The sequence below is a fragment of the Pectobacterium sp. A5351 genome (genome assembly GCF_028335745.1).
Taxonomy (GTDB): Bacteria; Pseudomonadota; Gammaproteobacteria; order Enterobacterales; family Enterobacteriaceae; genus Pectobacterium.
On the sequence record NZ_CP116477.1, the window covers coordinates 2416499 to 2438539 of the forward strand.

The 22041-nt window shown below is 52.4% G+C and carries 14 protein-coding genes; 5 read left to right on the plus strand and 9 right to left on the minus strand.

The window, feature by feature from the left end; all coding sequences use genetic code 11:
* Nucleotides 1-271: 271 nt before the first annotated feature.
* Nucleotides 272-2887 (minus strand): aminopeptidase N, encoded by a 2616-nt coding sequence (pepN, locus tag O1Q74_RS11295; protein WP_271873153.1) that lies wholly within the window; start codon nucleotides 2885-2887, stop codon nucleotides 272-274.
* Between the two features lie 223 nt (nucleotides 2888-3110).
* Here pepN and pncB point away from each other — a divergent pair, with 223 nt between their 5' ends.
* The 4 genes from pncB to O1Q74_RS11315 all read left to right on the plus strand — a co-directional run bounded on the left by pncB (nucleotide 3111) and on the right by O1Q74_RS11315 (nucleotide 9050).
* Nucleotides 3111-4316 (plus strand): nicotinate phosphoribosyltransferase, encoded by a 1206-nt coding sequence (gene pncB, locus O1Q74_RS11300; protein ID WP_271873155.1) that lies wholly within the window; start codon nucleotides 3111-3113, stop codon nucleotides 4314-4316.
* Nucleotides 4317-4772: 456 nt separating this feature from the next.
* Nucleotides 4773-6173 carry an asparagine--tRNA ligase gene (gene asnS / locus O1Q74_RS11305; protein ID WP_271873158.1) on the plus strand — a complete coding sequence of 467 codons (1401 nt, stop codon included), beginning with the start codon at nucleotides 4773-4775 and terminating at the stop codon, nucleotides 6171-6173.
* Between the two features lie 294 nt (nucleotides 6174-6467).
* The gene (locus tag O1Q74_RS11310; protein WP_271873160.1) at nucleotides 6468-7553 is read left to right on the plus strand and encodes a porin; all 1086 of its coding nucleotides are present in this window, start codon (nucleotides 6468-6470) and stop codon (nucleotides 7551-7553) included.
* 306 nt (nucleotides 7554-7859) lie between these two features.
* A complete protein-coding gene (locus O1Q74_RS11315; protein WP_271873162.1) occupies nucleotides 7860-9050 on the plus strand; it encodes an amino acid aminotransferase in 1191 nt (396 codons plus the stop codon).
* A gap of 77 nt (nucleotides 9051-9127) precedes the next feature.
* Here O1Q74_RS11315 and O1Q74_RS11320 read toward each other — a convergent pair whose 3' ends face one another.
* From O1Q74_RS11320 to cmoM, 7 genes are all read right to left on the minus strand, one after another.
* Nucleotides 9128-9775 carry an MBL fold metallo-hydrolase gene (locus tag O1Q74_RS11320; protein WP_271873164.1) on the minus strand — a complete coding sequence of 216 codons (648 nt, stop codon included), beginning with the start codon at nucleotides 9773-9775 and terminating at the stop codon, nucleotides 9128-9130.
* 86 nt (nucleotides 9776-9861) lie between these two features.
* Nucleotides 9862-10410 (minus strand): YcbK family protein, encoded by a 549-nt coding sequence (locus O1Q74_RS11325; protein ID WP_271873167.1) that lies wholly within the window; start codon nucleotides 10408-10410, stop codon nucleotides 9862-9864.
* A gap of 179 nt (nucleotides 10411-10589) precedes the next feature.
* Nucleotides 10590-12326, minus strand: coding sequence for a L,D-transpeptidase (gene ldtD, locus O1Q74_RS11330; RefSeq protein ID WP_271873170.1), 1737 nt, complete (start codon nucleotides 12324-12326; stop codon nucleotides 10590-10592).
* A gap of 551 nt (nucleotides 12327-12877) precedes the next feature.
* Nucleotides 12878-17317, minus strand: a complete 4440-nt coding sequence (gene mukB / locus O1Q74_RS11335) for a chromosome partition protein MukB (protein ID WP_271873172.1) — start codon at nucleotides 17315-17317, stop codon at nucleotides 12878-12880.
* 19 nt (nucleotides 17318-17336) lie between these two features.
* The gene (mukE, locus tag O1Q74_RS11340; RefSeq protein WP_271873174.1) at nucleotides 17337-18059 is read right to left on the minus strand and encodes a chromosome partition protein MukE; all 723 of its coding nucleotides are present in this window, start codon (nucleotides 18057-18059) and stop codon (nucleotides 17337-17339) included.
* A complete protein-coding gene (gene mukF, locus O1Q74_RS11345; RefSeq protein ID WP_271873177.1) occupies nucleotides 18040-19365 on the minus strand; it encodes a chromosome partition protein MukF in 1326 nt (441 codons plus the stop codon). The genes mukE and mukF overlap by 20 nt, the downstream gene beginning before the upstream one ends.
* Nucleotides 19362-20147 carry a tRNA uridine 5-oxyacetic acid(34) methyltransferase CmoM gene (cmoM, locus tag O1Q74_RS11350; protein WP_271873180.1) on the minus strand — a complete coding sequence of 262 codons (786 nt, stop codon included), beginning with the start codon at nucleotides 20145-20147 and terminating at the stop codon, nucleotides 19362-19364. Before cmoM ends, mukF begins: the two co-directional genes overlap by 4 nt.
* 165 nt (nucleotides 20148-20312) lie before the next feature.
* Between cmoM and elyC the strand changes: the two genes are divergently transcribed.
* Nucleotides 20313-21161, plus strand: a complete 849-nt coding sequence (gene elyC / locus O1Q74_RS11355; RefSeq protein ID WP_271873183.1) for an envelope biogenesis factor ElyC — start codon at nucleotides 20313-20315, stop codon at nucleotides 21159-21161.
* Here elyC and O1Q74_RS11360 read toward each other — a convergent pair.
* A complete protein-coding gene (locus tag O1Q74_RS11360) occupies nucleotides 21113-22006 on the minus strand; it encodes a YcbJ family phosphotransferase (protein WP_271873187.1) in 894 nt (297 codons plus the stop codon). The genes elyC and O1Q74_RS11360 overlap by 49 nt on opposite strands.
* Nucleotides 22007-22041 lie beyond the last annotated feature (35 nt).

Below are 22041 nucleotides of genomic sequence, written 5' to 3' on the forward strand. Positions count from 1 at the left end.
GTAAGGGATAGATCGTAAAGACGCTGCAAGTACATCCCTGTAAGCTCGAGCCGCGCCATCCCTGGCGCGGACGCTTTACTCTTCTATCCCCAACCACCGTTATCATTCCGCAGAAAATAATCGTCACAATCTAAGATTATGAATTCACGGGCGGTGATGGTAATTCCATCTTTGCGGAAAGTAAAACGTTTGCGGAAGTGAGAAATGGCATAAGAGAGAATGCCACACGCGGCAGGATACCGCGTGTGGCTGGGCTAATCGCGTGGCAGGATTAGTCTTGCAGTGCCTTGCTGATCTTCTCGAACAGATCGCCAGACAGGTTTTCCAGCGTCTTCAGTTGCTCCAGCGCCTGACGCATTTGCGCCTGACGTTTGGCATCATAACGTTTCAGGCGGATCAACGGTTCGATCACGCGAGCCGCGACCTGCGGATTGCGGGTGTTCAGATCGCTCAGAATCTCCGTCAGGAAGCGATAGCCGCTACCGTCTTCGGCATGGAAAGCCGACGGATTAGCGGCCGCAAACGCCCCCACCAACGAACGCAGGCGGTTAGGGTTATTCAGGCTGAATGAACGGTGTTGCAACAGTTCACGCACGCGGGTCAGCACATCGGCTGCCGGGCTGGTGGCTTGCAGCACAAACCATTTATCCATGACCAAACCATCCTGATGCCAGCGGTTATCAAACTGCGTCAGCAATTCATCACGCACCGGCAACTGTGCCTCAACCGCCGCCGACAGCGCCGCCAGCGAATCGGTCATGTTATCCGCCTGACGAAACTGCGCCTGTACCAGTTTATCTGCCAGCGCGTCATCGCTGAATGCCAGATAATGCAGGCAGACGTTGCGCAGCGCGCGTTTACCCATATCCGCATGTTCGATGCGATACTGTGGCGCCTGATTCGCGTGGTATACCGCCAGCCACTCATCCGCCATCTCTTTCGCCATCGTATGCGTCATGCTGTCGCGTACGGCAGCGATCGCCGTCGGATCGATGATATCAAACAGCTCAGCAATCTCGTTTTCGCTCGGCAATGTCAGAATCTGAGAAGCCAGCATCGGATCCAGTTTGTCGTCCAGCAACACGCCACGGAAAGCATCGACAAAATGCATCGGCACGGAAAGCGGCTGTTTCTGCTGAAAGCGTGAAACGTTCAGGCGGATATAGTTGGCCAACAAGCTCTGTGCCGCATCCCAACGAGAGAACGCATTGCTCGCATGACGCATCAGGAACGTCAGTTGTTCATCGCTCCAGGCATAGTTCAGTTTTACTGGCGCAGAAAATTCACGTAATAAAGAAGGAATTGGGCGGCAAGGTACCTGATCGAAAATGAACGTCTGTTCGGATTCGGTCACATTGAGTACCGACGCCAGCAGTTGGCCGTCTTTCTGTAACGGAATCACCTGCCCTTGCGGATCGTACAGTTCGATATCCAGCGGAATGTGCAGTGGCAGTTTGGGTTGTTTGTCGGCACCGACTGGCGTCGTCTGGCTCACGCTCAGCAGATATTGTTGTGTCTGCGGATCGTAATCATCACGCACGGTCAGCACCGGCGTGCCAGACTGGCTATACCAACGACGGAACTGGGTAAGATCGACACCGGAGGCGTCTTCCATCGCCTGCACGAAATCATCACAGGTCGCCGCGCTGCCATCGTGACGTTCAAAATACAGACGAATGCCGGCCTGGAAGCCTTCTTCACCTAATAAGGTGTGCATCATGCGGATCACTTCCGATCCCTTTTCATAGACCGTCAGCGTATAGAAGTTATTCATCTCGATCACCTGATCGGGACGAATCGGATGGGACATCGGGCTGGCATCTTCGGCGAACTGCGCACCGCGCATCACACGTACGTTATCGATACGGTTCACCGGGCGCGACCCCAGGTCAGAGCTGAATTCCTGATCGCGGAACACCGTCAACCCTTCTTTCAGGCTAAGCTGGAACCAGTCGCGGCAAGTCACGCGGTTACCCGTCCAGTTATGGAAATATTCATGGCCGATCACCGCTTCAATGTTCAGATAATCTTTATCCGTCGCGGTTTCTGCCTTGGCCAGCACGTATTTAGAGTTGAATACGTTCAGCCCTTTATTCTCCATCGCCCCCATGTTGAAGAAATCAACGGCGACGATCATATAAATGTCGAGATCGTATTCCAGACCGAAACGCTCTTCGTCCCACTTCATCGCATTTTGTAACGAGGTCATCGCCCAGCCAGCGCGATCGAGGTTGCCACGGTCAACATACAACTCCAGCGCAACATCACGGCCAGAACGTGTCGTGAAACGATCCTGAAGGACATCAAAATCGCCAGCAACCAGTGCGAACAGGTAAGCTGGTTTCGGGAACGGATCCTGCCACTCAATCCAGTGGCGGCCGCCTTCCAGCTCCCCTTGCGCCATGCGGTTGCCGTTAGAGAGTAAATAAGGATAGCGTGCTTTATCCGCCGTAATGCGCGTAGTGAATTTTGCCAGCACATCCGGCCGGTCGAGATAGTAGGTAATATGACGGAAACCTTCGGCCTCGCACTGCGTACACAGGGCTTCACCGGATTGATATAGCCCTTCCAGCGCGCTGTTAGCGGCGGGATTGATTTCCGTTTCGATGCTGAGCGTAAAACGCGCAGGTAATTGCGCCAGAATCAGGCCATCGTCCTGCTGCTGATAATGCGTCCACGGCTGCCCATCAACGCTCAGCCCGATCAGAACCAGCCCTTCGCCATCCAGCTTCAACGGCGCGCCAGCGTCCCCCTGCAACACCACCTGACTCACGGCTTTTACGCGCGTTTTCTCGGCATGGAGATCGAAATCCAGTGCAATGTCGGTAATGGTATAATCCGGCGTACGGTAGTCATGGCGATATTTTATTTGCGGCTGTTGATTCATATAAAGTTTCCACCTCGTCATAAGCATCAAAGATCAAGTCTAAGCCTGTTATCTTAATGTTACCACGACAAAATAATGAGGATAATCATCGTACCGTGGTTCGTGCCCGCACGTCTCGCTATGTTGTCGTAATGTAATAAACGGATAATCAAGGTATACTGGCCGGACATTGCTGATTGTCCCGATGGTGGATAGGCATCTTACGAGGATGCTGTAACGCATTATGACTTTGCACACTTCCCCGATTCTACACGCATTGCTGGATACCGACGCCTACAAGCTGCACATGCAACAGGCGGTGTATCATCACTATTATGATGTTGACGTTGCAGCTGAATTTCGCTGCCGCGGTGATGAGTTATTAGGCGTTTACGCCGACGAAATAGCCCATCAGGTCGATCTGATGCGCTTCTTGTCATTAAGTGATGACGAGTTTGCCTATCTTTCTTCTCTGCCGTTCTTTAAGCCGGATTACCTGCACTGGCTGCGAGGCTTTCGTTTCAATCCCCAGCAGGTTTCTATCAAGAATAACGCTGGCAAGCTGGATATCCGCATCACCGGACCGTGGCGTGAAGTGATTTTGTGGGAAGTTCCCCTGTTGGCGGTCATCAGTGAAGTCGTGCATCGGCATCGCTCGCCCGACGTCACAACCGAGCAGGCTCTCGCCCGACTCTCCGTCTCGCTGGAGAGCTTCCGCCAAAACAGCGCGGATGTGGATCTCAGCCGCTTCAAGCTGATGGATTTCGGCACGCGTCGGCGTTTCTCTCGTGATGTCCAGCAGACGATTGTGACGGCACTGCAAGCTGATTTCCCTTACCTCATCGGCACCAGTAATTACGATCTGGCACGCCGTTTGGGTATCACACCGGTCGGCACACAGGCGCACGAGTGGTTTCAGGCTCATCAGCAAATCAGCCCAACACTGGCCAACAGCCAGCGTGCCGCACTACAAATGTGGCTACGTGAATATCCCACACATTTGGGGATTGCGTTGACCGATTGCATCACTATGGACGCCTTCCTGCGTGATTTCGATTTGTCGTTCGCCGAAGCCTACCAAGGGCTGCGTCACGATTCCGGCGATCCGGTCGATTGGGGAGAGAAAGCCATTGCACATTATCAGCGCCTGAATATCGACCCAATGAGCAAAACGCTGGTCTTCTCCGATAATCTGAATCTGGATAAAGCGCTGACGCTGTACCGTCATTTCGGGCAACGCGTGAATCTGGTGTTTGGTATCGGCACGCGCCTGACATGCGATATCCCCAGCGTGAAACCACTGAATATCGTCATCAAACTGGTGGAATGCAACGGCAAACCGGTGGCAAAGCTCTCCGATAGTCCGGGTAAAACCATCTGTCAGGATCAGAACTTCGTGTGTGAGTTACGCAAAGCGTTTGACCTGCCCCGTGTGAAAAAGGCCAGTTGAGGTTTCCCGTATACCCTAAATAATTCGAGTTTCAGGACAAAACGAGTTCGTTTTGAATAACGCGAAGCGTTAGCCCTTTAGGGCGATGCTCATTTATGAGCATCGTAACGCGGCAAGAGAGGGAATCCCGACGAGCTTACTTAAGTAAGTGATTCGGGTGACTGACAAATCTGCCAGAGGCAGATTTGAACGCTGCTTGCAGCGGCCCCAACGGGGCGAGGTACACGTTAGTGTGCCGAGTAGCGTAGCCAACGCACATGCAACTTGAAGTATGACGGGTATTTGACCAACTTTGCAGCAGATTCACTGTAATACGCGAAAACTTCGCGCCATTCCGGTGATTTCTGCTTGTGTCCTGTTGCATCGCAAGTAACATAGCAAATGGCTCGGATTGGGCCATTTGGCGTTTTAACCACGATATATTTCTTAAACACGATTAATTAAAGAGAGAATTTTATGAGCGTAGTGCCTGTAGTCGATGTACTGCAAGGCCGTGTCGCCGTTGACAGCGAAGTCACCGTGCGCGGCTGGGTACGTACCCGGAGAGATTCTAAAGCCGGTATCTCCTTTATCGCCGTTTATGACGGCTCCTGCTTTAATCCGTTACAGGCTGTCGTTAATAATAATCTTTCCAATTATCAGGATGACGTACTGCGCCTGACCACCGGTTGCTCCGTAGAAATCACCGGTAACGTCGTTGCTTCTCCGGGTGAAGGCCAGAGCTTCGAGCTGCAAGCCACCAATGTCAACGTCGTCGGTTGGGTTGACGATCCCGATACTTATCCGATGGCGGCAAAGCGTCACAGTATCGAATACCTGCGTGAAGTGGCGCACCTGCGTCCACGCACCAACCTGATCGGTGCCGTTGCGCGCGTTCGTCATACGCTGGCGCAGGCCATTCACCGTTTCTTCCACGAGAACGGTTACTTCTGGGTATCTACCCCGCTGATTACCGCATCCGATACCGAAGGTGCGGGTGAAATGTTCCGCGTTTCTACCCTCGATCTGGAAAATCTGCCGCGTACCGAACAGGGTAAAGTGGATTTCAGCGAAGATTTCTTTGGCAAAGAAGCGTTCCTGACCGTATCTGGCCAGTTGAATGGCGAAACTTACGCCTGTGCGCTGTCCAACGTGTACACCTTTGGCCCAACGTTCCGCGCGGAAAACTCTAACACCAGCCGCCATCTGGCTGAGTTTTGGATGATCGAACCGGAAGTTGCTTTCGCCACGCTGGATGATATCGCGGGTCTGGCTGAAAACCTGCTGAAATATGTTTTCCAGGCCGTACTGAACGAGCGTGCCGATGATATGGCGTTCTTTGCCGAGCGCGTCGATAAAGAAGCTATCACCCGTCTGGAAAAATTCGTCAGCTCCGATTTCGCTCAGGTGGATTACACCGATGCCGTCGAAATCCTGCTGAACTGCGGAAAACAGTTCGAGAACCCGGTTTACTGGGGCGTTGACCTCTCCTCCGAACATGAGCGTTATCTGGCGGAGCAGCACTTCAAAGCACCGGTTGTGGTTAAAAACTACCCGAAAGACATCAAAGCTTTCTATATGCGTATGAATGACGACGGTAAAACCGTTGCCGCGATGGATGTTCTGGCACCGGGAATCGGCGAAATCATCGGGGGCTCTCAGCGTGAAGAGCGTCTGGCGCAGTTGGATAGCCGTCTGGAAGAGATGGGACTGAATAAAGAAGACTATTGGTGGTATCGCGATTTGCGTCGTTACGGCACCATTCCACATTCCGGTTTCGGTTTAGGTTTTGAACGACTGATTGCCTATGTTACCGGTGTACAAAATGTGCGCGACGTGATCCCTTTCCCACGCACGCCGCGGAATGCCAGTTTCTAAATAAAAATTTAATATAAGTAAAACAAATATGTAGAAAAGAAGAGTCGGGTTTCCCGGCTCTTTTTTTTTAATTTTTGTTATGTCTCACAAAGTTCCCTAGTTTTTACATTTAGATACACATTATTTCCATTTGTTACTCGATTACGAAGTTTGTAGCATCTTTAGGGTGGATTAACTCGCGAGTGAATGGAAAACTGCGTTCAGACACAGGAAGACACCAAACTTTCAGGAATAGTTCCCAAAGAATTATTTATGGCAGTGGCAGGTGTCTAAATAACACCAATGAGGGTAATAATGATGAAACGCAACATTCTTGCAGTAGTAATCCCAGCTCTGTTAGTCGCAGGCACAGCCAACGCAGCAGAAATCTATAATAAAGATGCGAACAAGCTGGATCTGACTGGTCGTGTACACGCAGGTTACACATTCAAAAACCAGAGTGCAGAAAACGAAGACAATACTAACGCGCGTCTGGGCTTTAAAGGTCAGACTCAGATTACCAGCGACCTGACTGGTTATGGCACTTTCGAATACCAGTTCGATGCTAACAACGCTGAAGATACCAACGCAGGGGAAGGGAAAACTCGTAAAGCCTTTGCTGGTCTGAAATTTGCTGATTTCGGTTCTCTTGACTACGGCCGTAACGTAGGCGTCGCTTACAACGGTCTGGCTTATACCGACGTCCTGCCAGAAAACGGCGGCGACAGCAGCGTTACCGATACCCTGACTGGTCGTGTCAGCAGCGCAGCAACCTATAACACCTCTAACTTCTTTGGTCTGGTTGATAATTTAGGTTTTGGTCTGCAATACGTTGCTAAAAATGAAAGCAGCTCTCGTATTGAGCGTAATCACGGCGATGCATGGGCTACTTCTCTGTCTTACGACACTGATTTCGGTGTTGGTGTTGTGGCTTCTTATGGTTCTTACGAGCGTGTTGGTTCTACTAACCTATCTCTTGACCAACATCGTTCGACTGCCGGTGGTGAGCGTGCTGACGTATGGGCTACGGGTCTGAAATACGACGCGAACAACATTTATGTTGCTGCAACCTATGGTCAAGCTCGTAATTTCTATGCGCCAAACCGTACAACAATGGCTGATGAGAGCAAAATCTTTGAAGTGGTTGCACAGTACAACTTTGATTTTGGTTTGACTCCAACTATCGCTTACGTATCTCGTAAAGATAAAATCAACACTGCGGGCGCAGATGTAAACGGCTACGGTGTTAAATATGCAAGCGTTGGTGCAACTTACGCATTCAACAAAAACTTCTCTACCTATGTTGAGTACGACATCAGCCTGCTGGATAAAGATCGTACTAAGACATTTGGTCAAGAAAATAATGACCGTGTAGACGTCGGTGTTGTTTACCAGTTCTAAGTTGTCACAGCATAACGTAACGAGTTAATCGTTCGTATTGCAGAAAAAGGCAGAGCTTCGGCTCTGTCTTTTTTATTGCGTATCGGATAGCGTTACGACGTGCCATCGTAAACGAGATTGGAAAACGCGCACGGTGTATTTTGTTTCTGCTTTGCGCCAATTATTCTCACCTAACCAGTCTTTTATTTCGTCTCTCTCCTCCTCCCTGTTATTTCCCTTTCTTTTTAACCTCAACGGTTGGCAAAGCCTTTTACTGACGGTACTCTGAGAATTCTTATTTCATCTCAGTTATGGAACATTCTGGCAATGTTTGAAAATATCTCTGCCGCACCGGCCGATCCTATTCTCGGGCTGACCGATCTTTTCCGCGCCGATGACCGCGCGAATAAAATCAATCTGGGTATTGGTGTCTATAAAGATGAAACCGGCAAAACGCCGGTTCTGACCAGCGTCAAAAAAGCAGAGCAGTATCTGCTGGAAAATGAAACCACCAAAAACTATCTGGGCATTGACGGTCTGCCAGCATTCGGTCAGCGCACGCAGGAGCTATTGTTTGGCAAGCAGAACGCCATCATTGCCGACAAACGTGCCCGTACGGCGCAAACCCCAGGCGGAACGGGCGCGTTGCGCGTAGCGGCGGATTTCATTGCCAATCAGACGTCTGCAAAACGCATTTGGATCAGCAACCCAACCTGGCCAAACCACAACAACGTCTTCTCTGCCGTCGGTTTGGAAGTGTGCCAATATGACTACTACGATGCAGCGAACCACGCGCTGGATTTTGATGGCTTGCTAAACAGCCTGAACGCTGCCCAAGCGGGTGACGTAGTACTGTTCCACGGCTGTTGCCATAACCCAACCGGTATCGACCCGACTGCTGAACAATGGGCCAAGTTGGCCGAACTGTCAGTAGCGAAAGGCTGGTTACCGCTGTTTGACTTCGCCTATCAGGGCTTTGCCCGCGGTCTGGAAGAAGATGCTGAAGGCCTGCGACTCTTTGCCGCGAAGCATGATGAACTGATCGTATGCAGTTCGTACTCTAAAAACTTCGGTTTGTACAATGAGCGCGTCGGTGCCTGCACACTGGTTGCTACCGATGCCGCAACGGCAGATAAAGCATTCAGTCAGGTGAAAGCGGCTATTCGCGCAAACTACTCTAACCCACCGTCACACGGTGCGACCGTTGTGGCGACCATTCTGGGCAACGATGCACTGAAGGCCATTTGGGAACAGGAATTGACGGCGATGCGTGAACGTATTCAACGTATGCGTCAGCTATTCGTGAATACTTTGCAGGAAAAAGGCGCGCAGCAGGATTTCTCCTTCATCATCGACCAGAATGGGATGTTCTCATTCAGCGGCTTGACCAAAGAGCAGGTTCTGCGTCTGCGTGACGAATTCGGCGTTTATGCAGTGAACTCTGGTCGTATCAACGTTGCGGGAATGACGCCGGAAAACATGGCACCGCTCTGCGAAGCAATTGTTGCCGTACTCTGATGCATTTAGCGATCAAAAAAGCCGACACTTGTGTCGGCTTTTTTATTTCTGTTCTTTGCGGATAAAAAGTGCAGAAACTACCAAATCGCAGCATCTTCACGCAGGAAAGGATTCGTTTTACGCTCATGTCCTAACGTCGACATCGGGCCGTGCCCTGGAATAAACGATACATCGTCACCCAGCGGCAGCAGCTTATTCTTGATGGACGCCATCAACGCCTGATGATCTCCTTGGGGGAAGTCGGTGCGCCCCACGCCGCCGTTGAAAATAACATCGCCCACCTGTGCCAGACGCGATTCCACATCAAAGAAAACGATATGACCGGGTGTATGGCCAGGACAGTGGAAAACGGCCAGCGTTGTTTCACCCAGGCTGACCTCATCACCTTCCTGCAACCAGCGTGATGGCGTCAGCGGCGCGCACTCTTCCAGACCAAACATCCGGCTTTGTGCCGGTAACCCTTCCAGCCAGAATGCATCTTCAATCTGCGGGCCAATAATCGCAACCTGATAGTGCTCGGCCAACTCCGCCGCCGCGCCGACATGATCCAGATGGCCGTGTGTTAACAAAATCTGCTTAACCGAAATCCCTGCGTCCGCAACGGCACGTTTGATTTTCTCTGCATCACCGCCAGGATCGACAATCGCCGCATCATTGGTTTTTTCACACCATAACAACGTGCAGTTCTGGCTAAATGCCGTCACTGGGACAATTTGATATTTCATATCACTCCATGTTGAATAAACTGAGCGGCTCGCGCTATAAGCGAACCGTATCAGAAAAAAATTTAGCGCTGCGCTGTGGTAGCGAATTACCAAGTACGGACCGGGCCGGTATCGATGTGAACGAAATCACTGCTCGGATAGTAGCCAACCCCACCTGCACGCATCTTCATCGCCGCTTTACGAATGTTGGCCAGTTGAACGCCTTCAATATGGAAATCCATCGCCTGCCCTTTGGTGTGATAGCTCTGCTTTGCCACACCTCTGCTGTGCGCACGTAATTCATTATTCGTATCTATCGCGCGATAACCGGAAATCAGCTGTACGGGCTTATTGGTGCCCAGCATAACCTGTAAACGATAGAGCTGATCAAAAAGTTGGGGGTCAATTGTTTTGACTTTATTGGCGCGATAATCGCGGAAAAAGTGATTCAGGCGGGAGAGTTCTGATTTGTTATACCGTTTACCATCAAAAAATTCCGTTTTTAGCCGTTCTCCGGTGTTCAGATTGTCCAGCGTCAAAATTCGTGGTCGGGGCGTAGATAACGTTGCAAATGCCTGACCGGGAAGCAGTGCGATACCAAACGCGGCACCACCCAGTGCAAGCCACTTACGGCGATGGTTGTCAATGTGATCCATAGAACGAGTACCCTGGCTAAAATAACGGTATAAAAGGAGGCAAAAAGCGCACCGCCTTGAACCTTAACTGCCAGAGAAAAGTGAGTCAACCCGCTTTGCTTACGGGTTTGCGGGAGATCCCATCGATCCCCCACAAAACGATAAAATACCAATACCACTAATGTCCGTATTTTCAATACTTACTGAAGCAACAGCCCTGCTCTGGAGAGCACTTTCGTCCCGGCTCGGGCAGTATCATCATAATTGTAAATATCTGTGCGGAACTGCGGCCTGCCATCTTCCGCTACCCACGCCGTCAGATAATAGAGATTGACTGGAATCCGGTGTTTCATTGAAACAAAGGTGGTATTCCCCTGATCCAGCGTGGAAGAAATACGACTATTATTCCATCCCGCATCCTGCAATAGCATGCTAGCCAATTCCGATGCCTTATTCACTCGCACACAGCCAGAACTCAGCGCCCGAATATCGCGCTGGAACAGGTTGTGATTAGGCGTGTCGTGCAGGTAAATTGCTTCCGAGTTCGGCATGTTGAATTTATAGCGTCCCAACGAGTTATTTGCACCAGGCGCCTGACGCAGGCGATATGAGAAGCGTTCTGGTGATACCACCTGCCAATCGATCATAGAAGGATCGATCACTTCGGCATCCTGACTCCAGCCGGACAACACCGTATAACCATGGCGTTCAAGATAACCAGGATCGCGCACCACTTTAGGAATGATATCTTGCCGAATCAGCGTCGTCGGGACATTCCACGGCGGATTGACCACCACGTTATACAGCGAGCTGCTCATCAACGGCGTTTTACGCTTAGGCTGCCCGACAATGACACGCGACGATAAACGCTCAGCACCATCCTGATAGTAGATCAGCGAATAATTGGGGATATTCACCATAATCCCGGTGTGCACATTATCCGGCAGCAGGCGCAGACGCTGAATATTCAGCGCCAGCAGCGTCGCACGCATTTGCGGGGACACATTGAGCCAATCACGCGTACGCTTACCAATAACGCCGTCGTCCTCCAGTCCTTGCCAATGCTGGAAGCGTTTCACCGCTTCAACCAGTTCTCCCGAGTAGAGATCGCCACCCACCGCATCGCTATAGGCCAGCGGAGCCTGCCCGTTCGCTACCGTCGTCACGGCGGTATTTTCGTTAAACAGCGTAATACGCTCCGTTGACGACAGCATGCCGGTACGTTGCAGAATTTCACGCAGTACCGCCAACTCCCGGCTCTGTTGCTCCGGACGCAGAGATTCCGTCATATTCAGGCTCGGCCAAGGACGATGATCCGTCAGCATCGTCTTCAGCGCCTCATGCATTTTGGCGTACTGCGAGTGCTGCGGTGCCAGCGAAACCACATAGGCGGCGCTGGTACCGGATTTAACGGCCTGTTGCCACTGAGACACAATATTGATTGCTGGCGATTGCAAACGATAAGGCACACTGCTGTACAACCAGTCATTGCCGTTACGCTCGACTCCAGAGACGAACTGCAAATAGCCCAGCATCGCATCGGATAAAACAGCATCACGCGCAAACCCGGTCAATTGCGGATCGGTCAGCCAGGTCACCCACGTGGTGAACTGCGGTTGTATGCCCGCGATCGCTATTTCAGCAAGCTGCTGTTGAAACTGTTGCACCGCGCGGTCATCCGCCCACATCGGTTGCATCTGATGTTGGGCATAAAGTGAAGATAAATCAGAGAGATAATGTAACGTCATACCGTGCGGCAGCGCTGACAGAAGCCCTGCACGGCTATTTTCGACGGACACCACGCCGGAATTTTGCGCTAAGCCAGATACCACCGTCGGAGATGCTGCCAGCACCGAAAACGAAGGAGACAGGCTTCCGACCCAAATACAACCCACGCGCAACAGCAGCCTGACCATTTTTCGTTTATGTAACAACATCCATTTATCCCCTGTACTTATTAATCACTATACCCGTCATACTTCAAGCTGCTTGTGCGTTGGCCGCCCTTACTCACCCCAGTCACTTACCTGTGTAAGCTCCTGGGGATTCGCTCGGTTGCCGCCTTCACGCAACTCGAATTATTTAGGGTATATGCTTTTACGACAATCCACATTGAACATGGAAATAACAAACCGAATTCGCTCGCACTGGCGTAAGCTCATTTTTTCGTCTCCTATTGTAGAAAACGATAAAGAATGAAAGATGATCGTTTTTTATATAGCGCCCGCTATGCATGGTCGCAACGGTACAATATACAGCCGCAAATCCTTCTACGGTCTGCAATCGTTTTATCGTCAGTATATAAAGAGAAAAATATTTTTGCTTCTTCTTCTGGTTATTATCTTACGAGTTTGACGCACCTATTCGCCGGCAGCATTTTCTTTACGTAATTCTTTATGAAAAAAATAAAGCCGCTTAAAAAAGCGGCTTTATCATTATAGCGGAAAAGTGCTGCCACGTTGGCAACGATAAACGTTATCGCGCCTCACTACGACGCTTGCTCCTGCGTCTCAGGGGCTTCTGCTCCAAAACCACGCAGCCCGACCACATGGACGTGTTCGTTGTTCTGATAGACTTTACGCACCAGCTTATACGTCGTCCCTTTTTCGGGACTGATATTTTCCGGTGCCGCGATGACCAACTGCATCTCCAGACGATCGCAAAGCTCGAACAGCGTGGCGATCGATTTGGCATCCAGTCGCGCCGCCTCATCGAGAAAGAGCAAACGGCATGGAATAATATCTTTGCCGCGCAGGCGCTTAGACTCTTCTTCCCAGCTCTGCACCACCATGACCAGAATAGACATCCCGGTACCAATCGCTTCCCCGGTAGACAGCGCCCCACTTTCCGCTCGCAGCCAACCATCCGCGCCACGGTTAACCTCAACTTCCATTTCAAGGTAGTTTCGGTAGTCCAGCAGCTCTTCACCGATCGTTTGCGGCGTGCGCTGTCCCATATCAATTTCAGGATTCAGGCGCTGATACAGTTTTGCCAATGCTTCCGAGAAGGTCAGGCGGTTGCTGTTAAACAGATCCTGATGCATTTCCTGCTGTTCGGACAACACATTGAGTAGCGTAGTATGCGTTTCCCGTACGTTGACGTTGAGACGAACACTCTTCACCTGACCAAACGCCACCGCTTGCAGCCCCTGATTCAGCATCCGAATACGGTTCTGCTCACGTTGGATCGTTTTACGGATAATGTTTGCCACGCTGCGTGAGCTGATTGCCAGCATCTGCTCACGCGCCGTCAGCTCTTCAGTCAGACGATTAAGCTCGATTTCCATCTGCTCAATGGCTTCTACCGGGTCATCGGTGCGGATAATATCCTGACGGATACGTTCACGCAGATGCTGGTAAACGGCAATGTAGAACTGAATTTTGCGCTCTGGCCGCTTCGGATCTTCCGAAAGCCGCAGCACATCGCGCAGATGTTCGTTATCGGCCACCGCCAGACGCAGCGCACCCAGCGCCTTATCCGACATGGAACGTAATTCATCGCCTTCCATATACGCCAGCTCACGGCGGTGTAGGCGGCGTTCAACGCCGTTGTCTTTCACCAAACGCATGACCGCACACCAACCGGCTTTCGCGGTGACAACCTGCTCGCGCATCTGGTGATAATCACGTTCCAGCTTGCGCAATTTCTTCTGCAAGCTGTCCATTTCGGCTTCACAGAACGTAATCTGTTTTTCCAACTGGTTACGCCGCGAACGGTTAGCGCTTAATGCCGCATGCAGCTCATCACGGCGCTGACGGGCACGCTCTTCGGCATCGGCATCCGCACGTACGCCGATATCCTGAAGCTCTTGTGTCAACTCCTTCAGCATATCCTGTTTGGCATCGTAAGAACTTTTCAGCGACGCCTGAACCTGACTGTACTGCGTCAACTGTGCCTGATGCTGGCGGAGCTGTTCGCGCGCTTTTGTCCGTTCCGCCTCAGCCAGTTCCAGACGATGGCGCAGTTTGTCATTCAAACCAGCGTTTTCACCCAGCATGCCGACCGAATCGGCATAGCTGAAGTGCGCACGACGCTGTACCACTTCAGTCAGCGCAAACGCCTGCTGTTTTGCCTGCCGCTGTGCGTTCTGTGCCTGAGTATAATCTTCCTGCAACTGCTCATGCTGCTGCGGGTCGCTTTGCAAGACAGAAACCAGCGGTTCCAGCTTAGCCAGTGTCGCACCATGCTGTTGAATGAACCGAGCGGATTCTTCGGCCTCATCCAACTCCGCACAAATCTCTTCCACGCGATCCTGCAGCGTCTCATCACAAAGCAAGCTAATACGCGGAATCAGTTTATTCAGCTGTGCGCTTGCTTCTTTCGCCTGATCATATTGCTGACGCTGCTGCTGGTTTTCGCCATCAAAGCTGGCCATCGCACGATCCAGCTCGCCACGGCGGGAACTGAGTGTACGAATTTCCGCTTCGGGATCTTCATCAAAAACGACGGCCAGATGTGTACCGATGAACCGGCTGAAAAACTGGTGCAGGCGCTGCGTTTTCTGCACGTCAAACGACAGCGTCGCGTACTGTTCGGCCAGCGCTTCGCGCTCATCACGCAGGCTCTCCAGACGCATTTCCCGCGCGGCGCGACCAAACAGCGGCACTTCCGGGAAGCGCGAATAACGCCACTGGCGCTCCGCGACTTTGACGACGACGGCGCGTTCCAGTTCTTCAACAGCAAACACGCTGTCATCAAACGACTGCGGATCCCCCTCGATCAGATACAGATCTTCCGGGCAATCTTCCAGACCCGCAAGCTGATCGCGCACCAACGAGAGATCGGACACCACAATGGCATGACGGGACGGGCCATAAAGTGCCGAGAAGTACGGCGCATCATCCAACGTCACGTCATCATAAATCTCAGACAGCAACACGCCACCAAAGCGCTCTGCCAGCGCGTTCAGACGCGGGTCTTCAGAACCGCCGGGCTGACTCAACCGTTCAATCTGCGCTTCGATCTGCCGCTTGCGGGCAGAAATGTCGTCACGTTCAACCGTCGTTTCACGCTCACGCTCCAGCAACTGCTGCATGAACGCCGTCACCTGACGGCTATCTTCAAACGTTTCGCCGCTCTGCTCGCTCAACTGCGTCAGCATTTCCTGTGCAGCCAGCCAGACTGGCGCACGTACCGTCAATTTCTGAATGCGTTGCTGGATTTGCTCCAGTTCCTGACGCAGCGCCATACGGCGCTCACCCGCCTCCGCCACCAGTGATGACAGGGTTTCAATGCGGGCATCAAGCTCTTGCTGGAGCGATTCCAGCGCTTCCGGCTGATAATCCTGACCGTTGCGCTTGCTGAAATCCTGCAATAGCCGCTCGGCATCCTGCTGCTCACGCAAGCGCTGTTCAAGCTCGGACAGGCGCATCCGTAACGGCTGTACCCGCTCCGCCTGATAGCGTTGCGAAGAGCTGTCACGCAGCAAATCGCGGGCAACCTGCCAGGCTTCATTACGATTCACCGCACCGGCAATCTTGCTCACCAGCTGATAGGCTTGCTCAAACTGGCCGTGCGCCGCATCGGCCACGCTCAGTTTCTGCTCCAGCATCAGCAGAATTTCTGTCGCTTCCTGTTCTTTCGCCTGATAGCTGTCCAGCCACTCGTCCGCGTTATCTGCCGTTAAATCCGGCAACTGACACAATGTGCGAGCGCGCTCCAACGCCTGTTGCGCCTGCTGGTACTGAATGGCACGCGTTTGCTGAACGTCCAGCGCCTGCTGATAATCGGCAAGCTGGCTTTTCAGTTCATCCACTTCCAGCTCAGCAGCATCGGCGCGTTCTTCGTTCTCCGCCTGCTGCTCACGCGCTTCTTCTACCACCTCGTTCTGTTCTTCGAGGCGATAGCTTAGTTCTTCCAGATCGGCGTTATAGCGCTCGATTTTTTCCTGTTGGCGCATCGCGGTTTGCACCAGATTCAGGTGGTCGCTGGCTGCCTGATAATCCGTTTCCAGATCGCCTTCCGCACCGCTCTGCTCCGCGAGTTCCCGCGCCATTTCCACATGACGGTACTGTTCGCTCGACAGCTGCTTACGGCTGGAGAACAGGTCGCGGCGCAATTCCAGCGCGCCATCCAGATGAATACGACGCTCATTGGCGTGCCGCATGTAGTCGGCGGCAACATAGGACGTCGCTTCAGAGATAAGGTGTTTAAACAGATCGCGATCGGACTGGGTAACGCGAATCGCTTCCAGCGTCATACGGTTTTCACGCAGCGCCGCTTCCATATCCTGGAACGCTTTACGCACGCCGCTATTTTCCGGCAGCAGATAGTCACGCAGCGAGCGAGTAATGGCGCTGGAGATCCCACCGTACAACGAGGCTTCGATCAGGCGATAGAACTTACTGCGATCGGAAGCAGAACGCAGGCGACGCGGTACGACGCCTAAATCGAACATCAGCGAGTGATAGTCGGTAATGGAGTTAAACTGCTTGAACTGAACGCCTTCCATCTCTTCGACGCGCTCTTTCAGCTCCTGCAACGAAAGCACTCGCGCCTGGCGATCGCCAACCACCTGCGTCAGGATTTGCGTCGGTTGTATCGCCGTTGGTAATCCCTGAATAGTGAAAGGTTTGATATCGACTTTACGGTCACGCCCTGCAACCTGCTGGAGACGAACGCCAACCAGCACGCGCTGATGACGCGAGTTAACGACATCCAGCGTGGAGTAGCAGACACCGGCACGTAATTTACCGTGCAAACCTTTATCGCGAGAACCGCTGGTGGCACCGGCTTCGGTGGTGTTTCTGAAGTGCAGCAGCGTCAGGTCAGGGATCAGCGCCGTAATAAAGGCGGCCATCGTGGTGGATTTCCCAGCACCGTTACCGCCGGATAGCGTGGTAACCAGTTCATCCAGATCGAAGGTGCGGGCGAAAAAGCCGTTCCAGTTGACCAGCGTTAGTGAGCGAAATTTACCGCGTTCAATCATTCCTGTTCATCCTCAACACTTATTCATCCTCGCCCGTTTCTGGCGCGGTATCATCGGTGCGATCGTTATCGTCGCTGTCATCTTTCAGCGACAAACTACCTTCAACAGGCATCGCTTCACCATCGCGAATCATACGTAGCTGTGCTTCGCGGGCATCATCGCCGCTGCGTACATCAGCGCCGAAGCGGAACACCGACTCGGTAATTCTGAATTTGCTGCTGTCATTGCCCATAAAGTAGATCATGCCTAGCCGACGTAAGCGGTTCAGCGAAGTTCTGACTTTTTCCTGCAGCTTTTGGCGATCCAGATCGGAACCGGTAGAGCGCTGGTTAACCAGCTTCAACAGCTTGCTTTCATCTGCCAGACTCAGCAGCTCTTCATACAGTTCCTGCTGGCTGAAAATGCCTTCGTGCGCTAAACGCTCCGGGCTCAGGTAGAGATAGCAGAGAATTTTCCCTACCATCATATCCAGCTCAGACAGCACCGAGCGAGGGATCAGCGTGGTGGAGCGCGGGCGCAGATAGAAAAAGCCTTCCGGCGCGCGAATCAACTCCACGTTGTAGCGGCTGTAGAATTCCTCCAGCACTTCCTGGAAATCCATCAGAAAGACGTGGTTTTCCAGCTCTTCAATGCCAATATGACGCCCGGCGCGCAATTGGCTGTCCAGCGCAGGAAAGAGGTTATTCGACAGCGCGGTTGCCAGCTTCACTGGCATAAGTTGTTCAATATTTGTCGATGACATGGGCCTGCACCTTGGCTCCGTAATCATTGATTGCCCGCCACAATGCGGGTAATCCGGTGAAATCAGCTTCGGCTACGCCCAGGCGTACTGCCTGGTCGACCACGATTCGGGCAACATCAAAATGCCGCGAGCGAGGATGCTGCGCGAGGTATTCACGCATCACTTCCCCCAAGTCCAGCGGAATCTGTTGCGCTTTATATTTATGCAGCGCCTGCTCGACCAGCGCGATCAACTGCTCGCGCATTTCACTAAACTCTTCGTATTCCAGCTCCGGCGGCAGTTCGCCGGTCACTTCTTCACTACGCAGCGTCAGCTCTTCGTCACGCATATCCAGCAGACGATCCGCATTAGCGAACGTCAGCGCCCACGGGCTATCGAAGTAACTTTGCACCGACTGACGCAGGCGCTGGGCGAAGACACGGTTTTTATCCATATCAATCGCAGTACGGATAAACTTATGGACGTGGCGATCATAGCCAATCCACAGGTCTATCGTCTGCTGTCCCCAGCTCACGATGCGATCGAGTTTGTTTTGCAGGTCAAACACCAGTTTGTCGACAGATTCCAGATTATGCGCATTATTCATAATCGCATCCTGAATGCTCAACAGGCTCGCCTGCAACTTGTCGCCTGCGGCTTCCAGCGTATCCTGCAATTCACGCAACGTAGACGACGTTTCCGTCAGCAGTTGTTCACAGCTGCTGATCGCTGCACGCCAGTCCTGGTTTAACAGCGCCGCGATATCGTCTTTCACGCCCTGCTGCTGCTCATCCATTACGCGCTGTGACAGATCGATACTGTCAAAAATTTCAGCGACGGAGTATTTCAGCGGCGCAAACACGTTGCGATGCCAGTGAAACTCATCGCCGCCTTCTTCCGCTGCATCGGCCGCACGGCCTAACTCCTGCGCCACGATAGAAAGCTGCATGGAAAGGCGCAGCGTCGAGAACTCACGCTGGCGGATATAATAATCGGTAATGCCAATTCCCAGCGGCGTCAGACGATAAATTGCATTCCCTTCCGCCTGTTCGCTGGTAAAACGGTTAAGCAACCGCTGGCGCACCAGATCGTTAATCGCGTTATTGGCGCGGACGGTAATGGTTTCGTTCGTCTGATCAAATCCCTGACTCACATGGCGGAAAGCATCTATCAGTTCACCTTCACTCATTTCACCATCCATGCGTTCGCCGTTAAGCGTAGCGATCGCCATCAAAAATGCCAGGCGTTCGGTGGGGAGGGAAATGGAGAAATCGTTTTTTCGTGCCCAGGCGACCAGTTCGGGTACAGTCTGGGAAAAATCACTCATAATGCATCCTTCAAATGGGGTTTATGCGCCATGACATGGATATAACGGCCCAAACTCACAAAAGGCTCTTGCCGACAATACCGCTGTTCGAGCGCCAGAATGTCGTCAAATTTATCAATTTGCTGCTGCTTATTCTGTAGATAGTCATGAAACACACGCACGCCAGTTTTTCCGCTAATGGTCAGCCCCATTTCATCAAGCCAGCCGTACACGGCTTGCGGATCCAGCGGGTGATCGGGCGATAGCGAACGCCGTTTATTCTTCGGCATGCCGGCCTGAACATAATCAAAGTTGCCCAGCACCATGTTACGCATCAACAACCCATGATGGTTATAAAACATCAAAGACAGCGCGCCACCCGGCGACAGGCAATCATACAATATTTTCAGCATCTGCTGCGGTTGCGCGACCCACTCCAGCACCGCGTGGAACAATATCAGATCGGCGGGGCTTTCCATATATTGCGCGATATCCTGTGCGGCACACTGCACAAAACGCATATTATGGTCGACGCCCTGCGCCGCTGCCGCACTTTTGGCGCGCTGAATCATCTCATCGGAAACATCGCACAACAATACCTGATGTCCTAAAGCCGCCAGCCGACACGCCATCTGCCCTTCACCGCCCCCCGCATCAAGGATGCGCAACGGCCGTGCCGGAAGCTGGGTCAAAAGATCGCTAAGATCCTGCCACAATACCGCCAGCCGAAGTTTCCCCTTCGTTGTGCCATAGATATTCTGAGCAAATTTTTCGGCGATATCGTTAAAATTGCGATCCTGCATCAGTCATTGTTCCGCATCATATAAACGGGGATCTCGTGCAGCACATGTCTGCGCGATGCGATGTTTCCAGCCTGCCATTTTGGCACAGGCTGGCTTAGAATAAATGGCCTTACCGCATGATATCTTCCCGGATGCGGTTTTTTCACTCAAAAGGAATGCAATTTTATGCTTTTCACACTCAAAAAGTTCGTCGGTGGCCTTCTGCAGCCTCTGCCATTGCTCTTGCTTCTGATGGGTGTTGGCCTGCTGCTGCTCTGGTTTACCCAACGGCAGCGTACGGGAAGAACGATAATACTAGTCAGTTGGCTGGCGCTTATTCTGCTCAGCCTGCAACCTGTCGCCGATAGGCTGTTATTACCACTGGAATCACACTACCCAACCTGGCGGCAAACGCCGCAGGCGAGCAAAGCCGACTATATCGTCGTACTAGGCGGGGGGTATACCTATAACGCGGAATGGGCTCCCAGTTCCAATCTCATCAGCAATAGCCTCCCCCGCGTGACGGAAGGCGTTCGCCTTTATCATGCCAACCCCGGCGCAAAATTGATTTTTACCGGCGGGGCGGCACAGGGTAACCCGGTGAGCAGTGCTAAAACTGCGGCGCTGGTAGCAGAAAGTCTGGGGATTCCGCAGCAGGATATCGTTATTCTGGATACGCCAAGGGATACGGAAGAAGAAGCGGTGGAAACCGCGAAGATTGTTGGCGATCGCCCTTTCTTGCTGGTGACCTCGGCCAACCACCTGCCTCGCGCCATACGATTCTTCCAGGCTCAGGGGCTTGCGCCAATTCCGGCTCCAGCGAATCAGATGGCGATCACGTCCGCGCTCAACCCGTGGGAGAAAGTTTTTCCATCCGCGTACTATTTATCGCACAGCGAACGCGCCTGGTATGAAACACTGGGTCGCCTCTGGCAATCGCTGAAGGGAGCCTCAATACCACCGCACAACACCGAACAACCACAGGCTCATTCCAGCCAAGGGGACAGCTCCCGGGAAGCCACATCAAAGAGCTGACGGTCTAATTGCCCCGTGTGGATATAACGGGCCACGGCCTCCCAGATAGCATACAGCCAGCGCCGGTAGACAAAGGATTCCGCTACCGGTGCCTGTTTCAGGTAGTGATACAGTAACTGTTCTGGCATGCCGGATTCACAAAGCCGGAAGAGTTCATACTCTCTCGGTGCCCACAACATCATGCCCGGATTAATCATCGCCAATAGCTGATCGCTACGGGCATCCTTCAACATGCTGCGCAGGGAAAAATTACCGTGTACCAGCACACAGCCATCCTCAAAATCTTCAAACAGCATCGCCAGACATTGGCGAGAGCGATAAAGCACACCCCGATCCTGTTGCGTCAACTGCGGCGCATTGACATTGAGCAGCGTCGACCACAACACTTCCACACGCTGTTGATACCAGCTAGCCCAGTCGTTGTCTTGCGTGCTATCGACAGAACCGACGCAACCATGGCTATCAATGCGATGCCAGGCTAATACGCTTTCAACAATCTGATCCATCAGCAGCGTCCAGCGCTGTCCGCTTCTTGGTGGCGCCTCCACCGACACCCCCCGCAAACGCTCAATCAGCAGCAGTTCCCGGTACGGCTGCTGCTGCGTCAACACCAGTCCGTAAACGGTTGGCAAACGAACATCACCCTCACGCGCCAGCATCGAGAGTTTGTAGGCTTCCTGCTGCGCTACCCCCTGGCAAACATAGCTCTTAGCCAACAAAGGAATGGCGTTGCCTTCTTTATCATACAAGGCATACAGATCCGCATAGGGCTGTTCGCTTATGCACTCAAGCCGGCTGAGGCTTTCCCCCAACACCGTGCTGAGCTCCGATTTCAACTGTTCCATAAACGGCTATACCTCCGTTGAGCCAAATGACTCCA

Bases quoted from the DNA above. Each gene is read 5' to 3' on its own strand.
- O1Q74_RS11315 (WP_271873162.1), top strand. From the start codon at position 7,860: ATGTTTGAAAATATCTCTGCCGCACCGGCCGATCCTATTCTCGGGCTG.
- O1Q74_RS11360 (WP_271873187.1), bottom strand. From the start codon at position 22,006: ATGGAACAGTTGAAATCGGAGCTCAGCACGGTGTTGGGGGAAAGCCTC.
- pepN (WP_271873153.1), bottom strand. From the start codon at position 2,887: ATGAATCAACAGCCGCAAATAAAATATCGCCATGACTACCGTACGCCG.
- cmoM (WP_271873180.1), bottom strand. From the start codon at position 20,147: ATGCAGGATCGCAATTTTAACGATATCGCCGAAAAATTTGCTCAGAAT.
- ldtD (WP_271873170.1), bottom strand. From the start codon at position 12,326: ATGTTGTTACATAAACGAAAAATGGTCAGGCTGCTGTTGCGCGTGGGT.
- asnS (WP_271873158.1), top strand. From the start codon at position 4,773: ATGAGCGTAGTGCCTGTAGTCGATGTACTGCAAGGCCGTGTCGCCGTT.
- mukB (WP_271873172.1), bottom strand. From the start codon at position 17,317: ATGATTGAACGCGGTAAATTTCGCTCACTAACGCTGGTCAACTGGAAC.
- O1Q74_RS11325 (WP_271873167.1), bottom strand. From the start codon at position 10,410: ATGGATCACATTGACAACCATCGCCGTAAGTGGCTTGCACTGGGTGGT.
- O1Q74_RS11320 (WP_271873164.1), bottom strand. From the start codon at position 9,775: ATGAAATATCAAATTGTCCCAGTGACGGCATTTAGCCAGAACTGCACG.
- O1Q74_RS11310 (WP_271873160.1), top strand. From the start codon at position 6,468: ATGATGAAACGCAACATTCTTGCAGTAGTAATCCCAGCTCTGTTAGTC.
- mukF (WP_271873177.1), bottom strand. From the start codon at position 19,365: ATGAGTGATTTTTCCCAGACTGTACCCGAACTGGTCGCCTGGGCACGA.
- pncB (WP_271873155.1), top strand. From the start codon at position 3,111: ATGACTTTGCACACTTCCCCGATTCTACACGCATTGCTGGATACCGAC.
- mukE (WP_271873174.1), bottom strand. From the start codon at position 18,059: ATGTCATCGACAAATATTGAACAACTTATGCCAGTGAAGCTGGCAACC.
- elyC (WP_271873183.1), top strand. From the start codon at position 20,313: ATGCTTTTCACACTCAAAAAGTTCGTCGGTGGCCTTCTGCAGCCTCTG.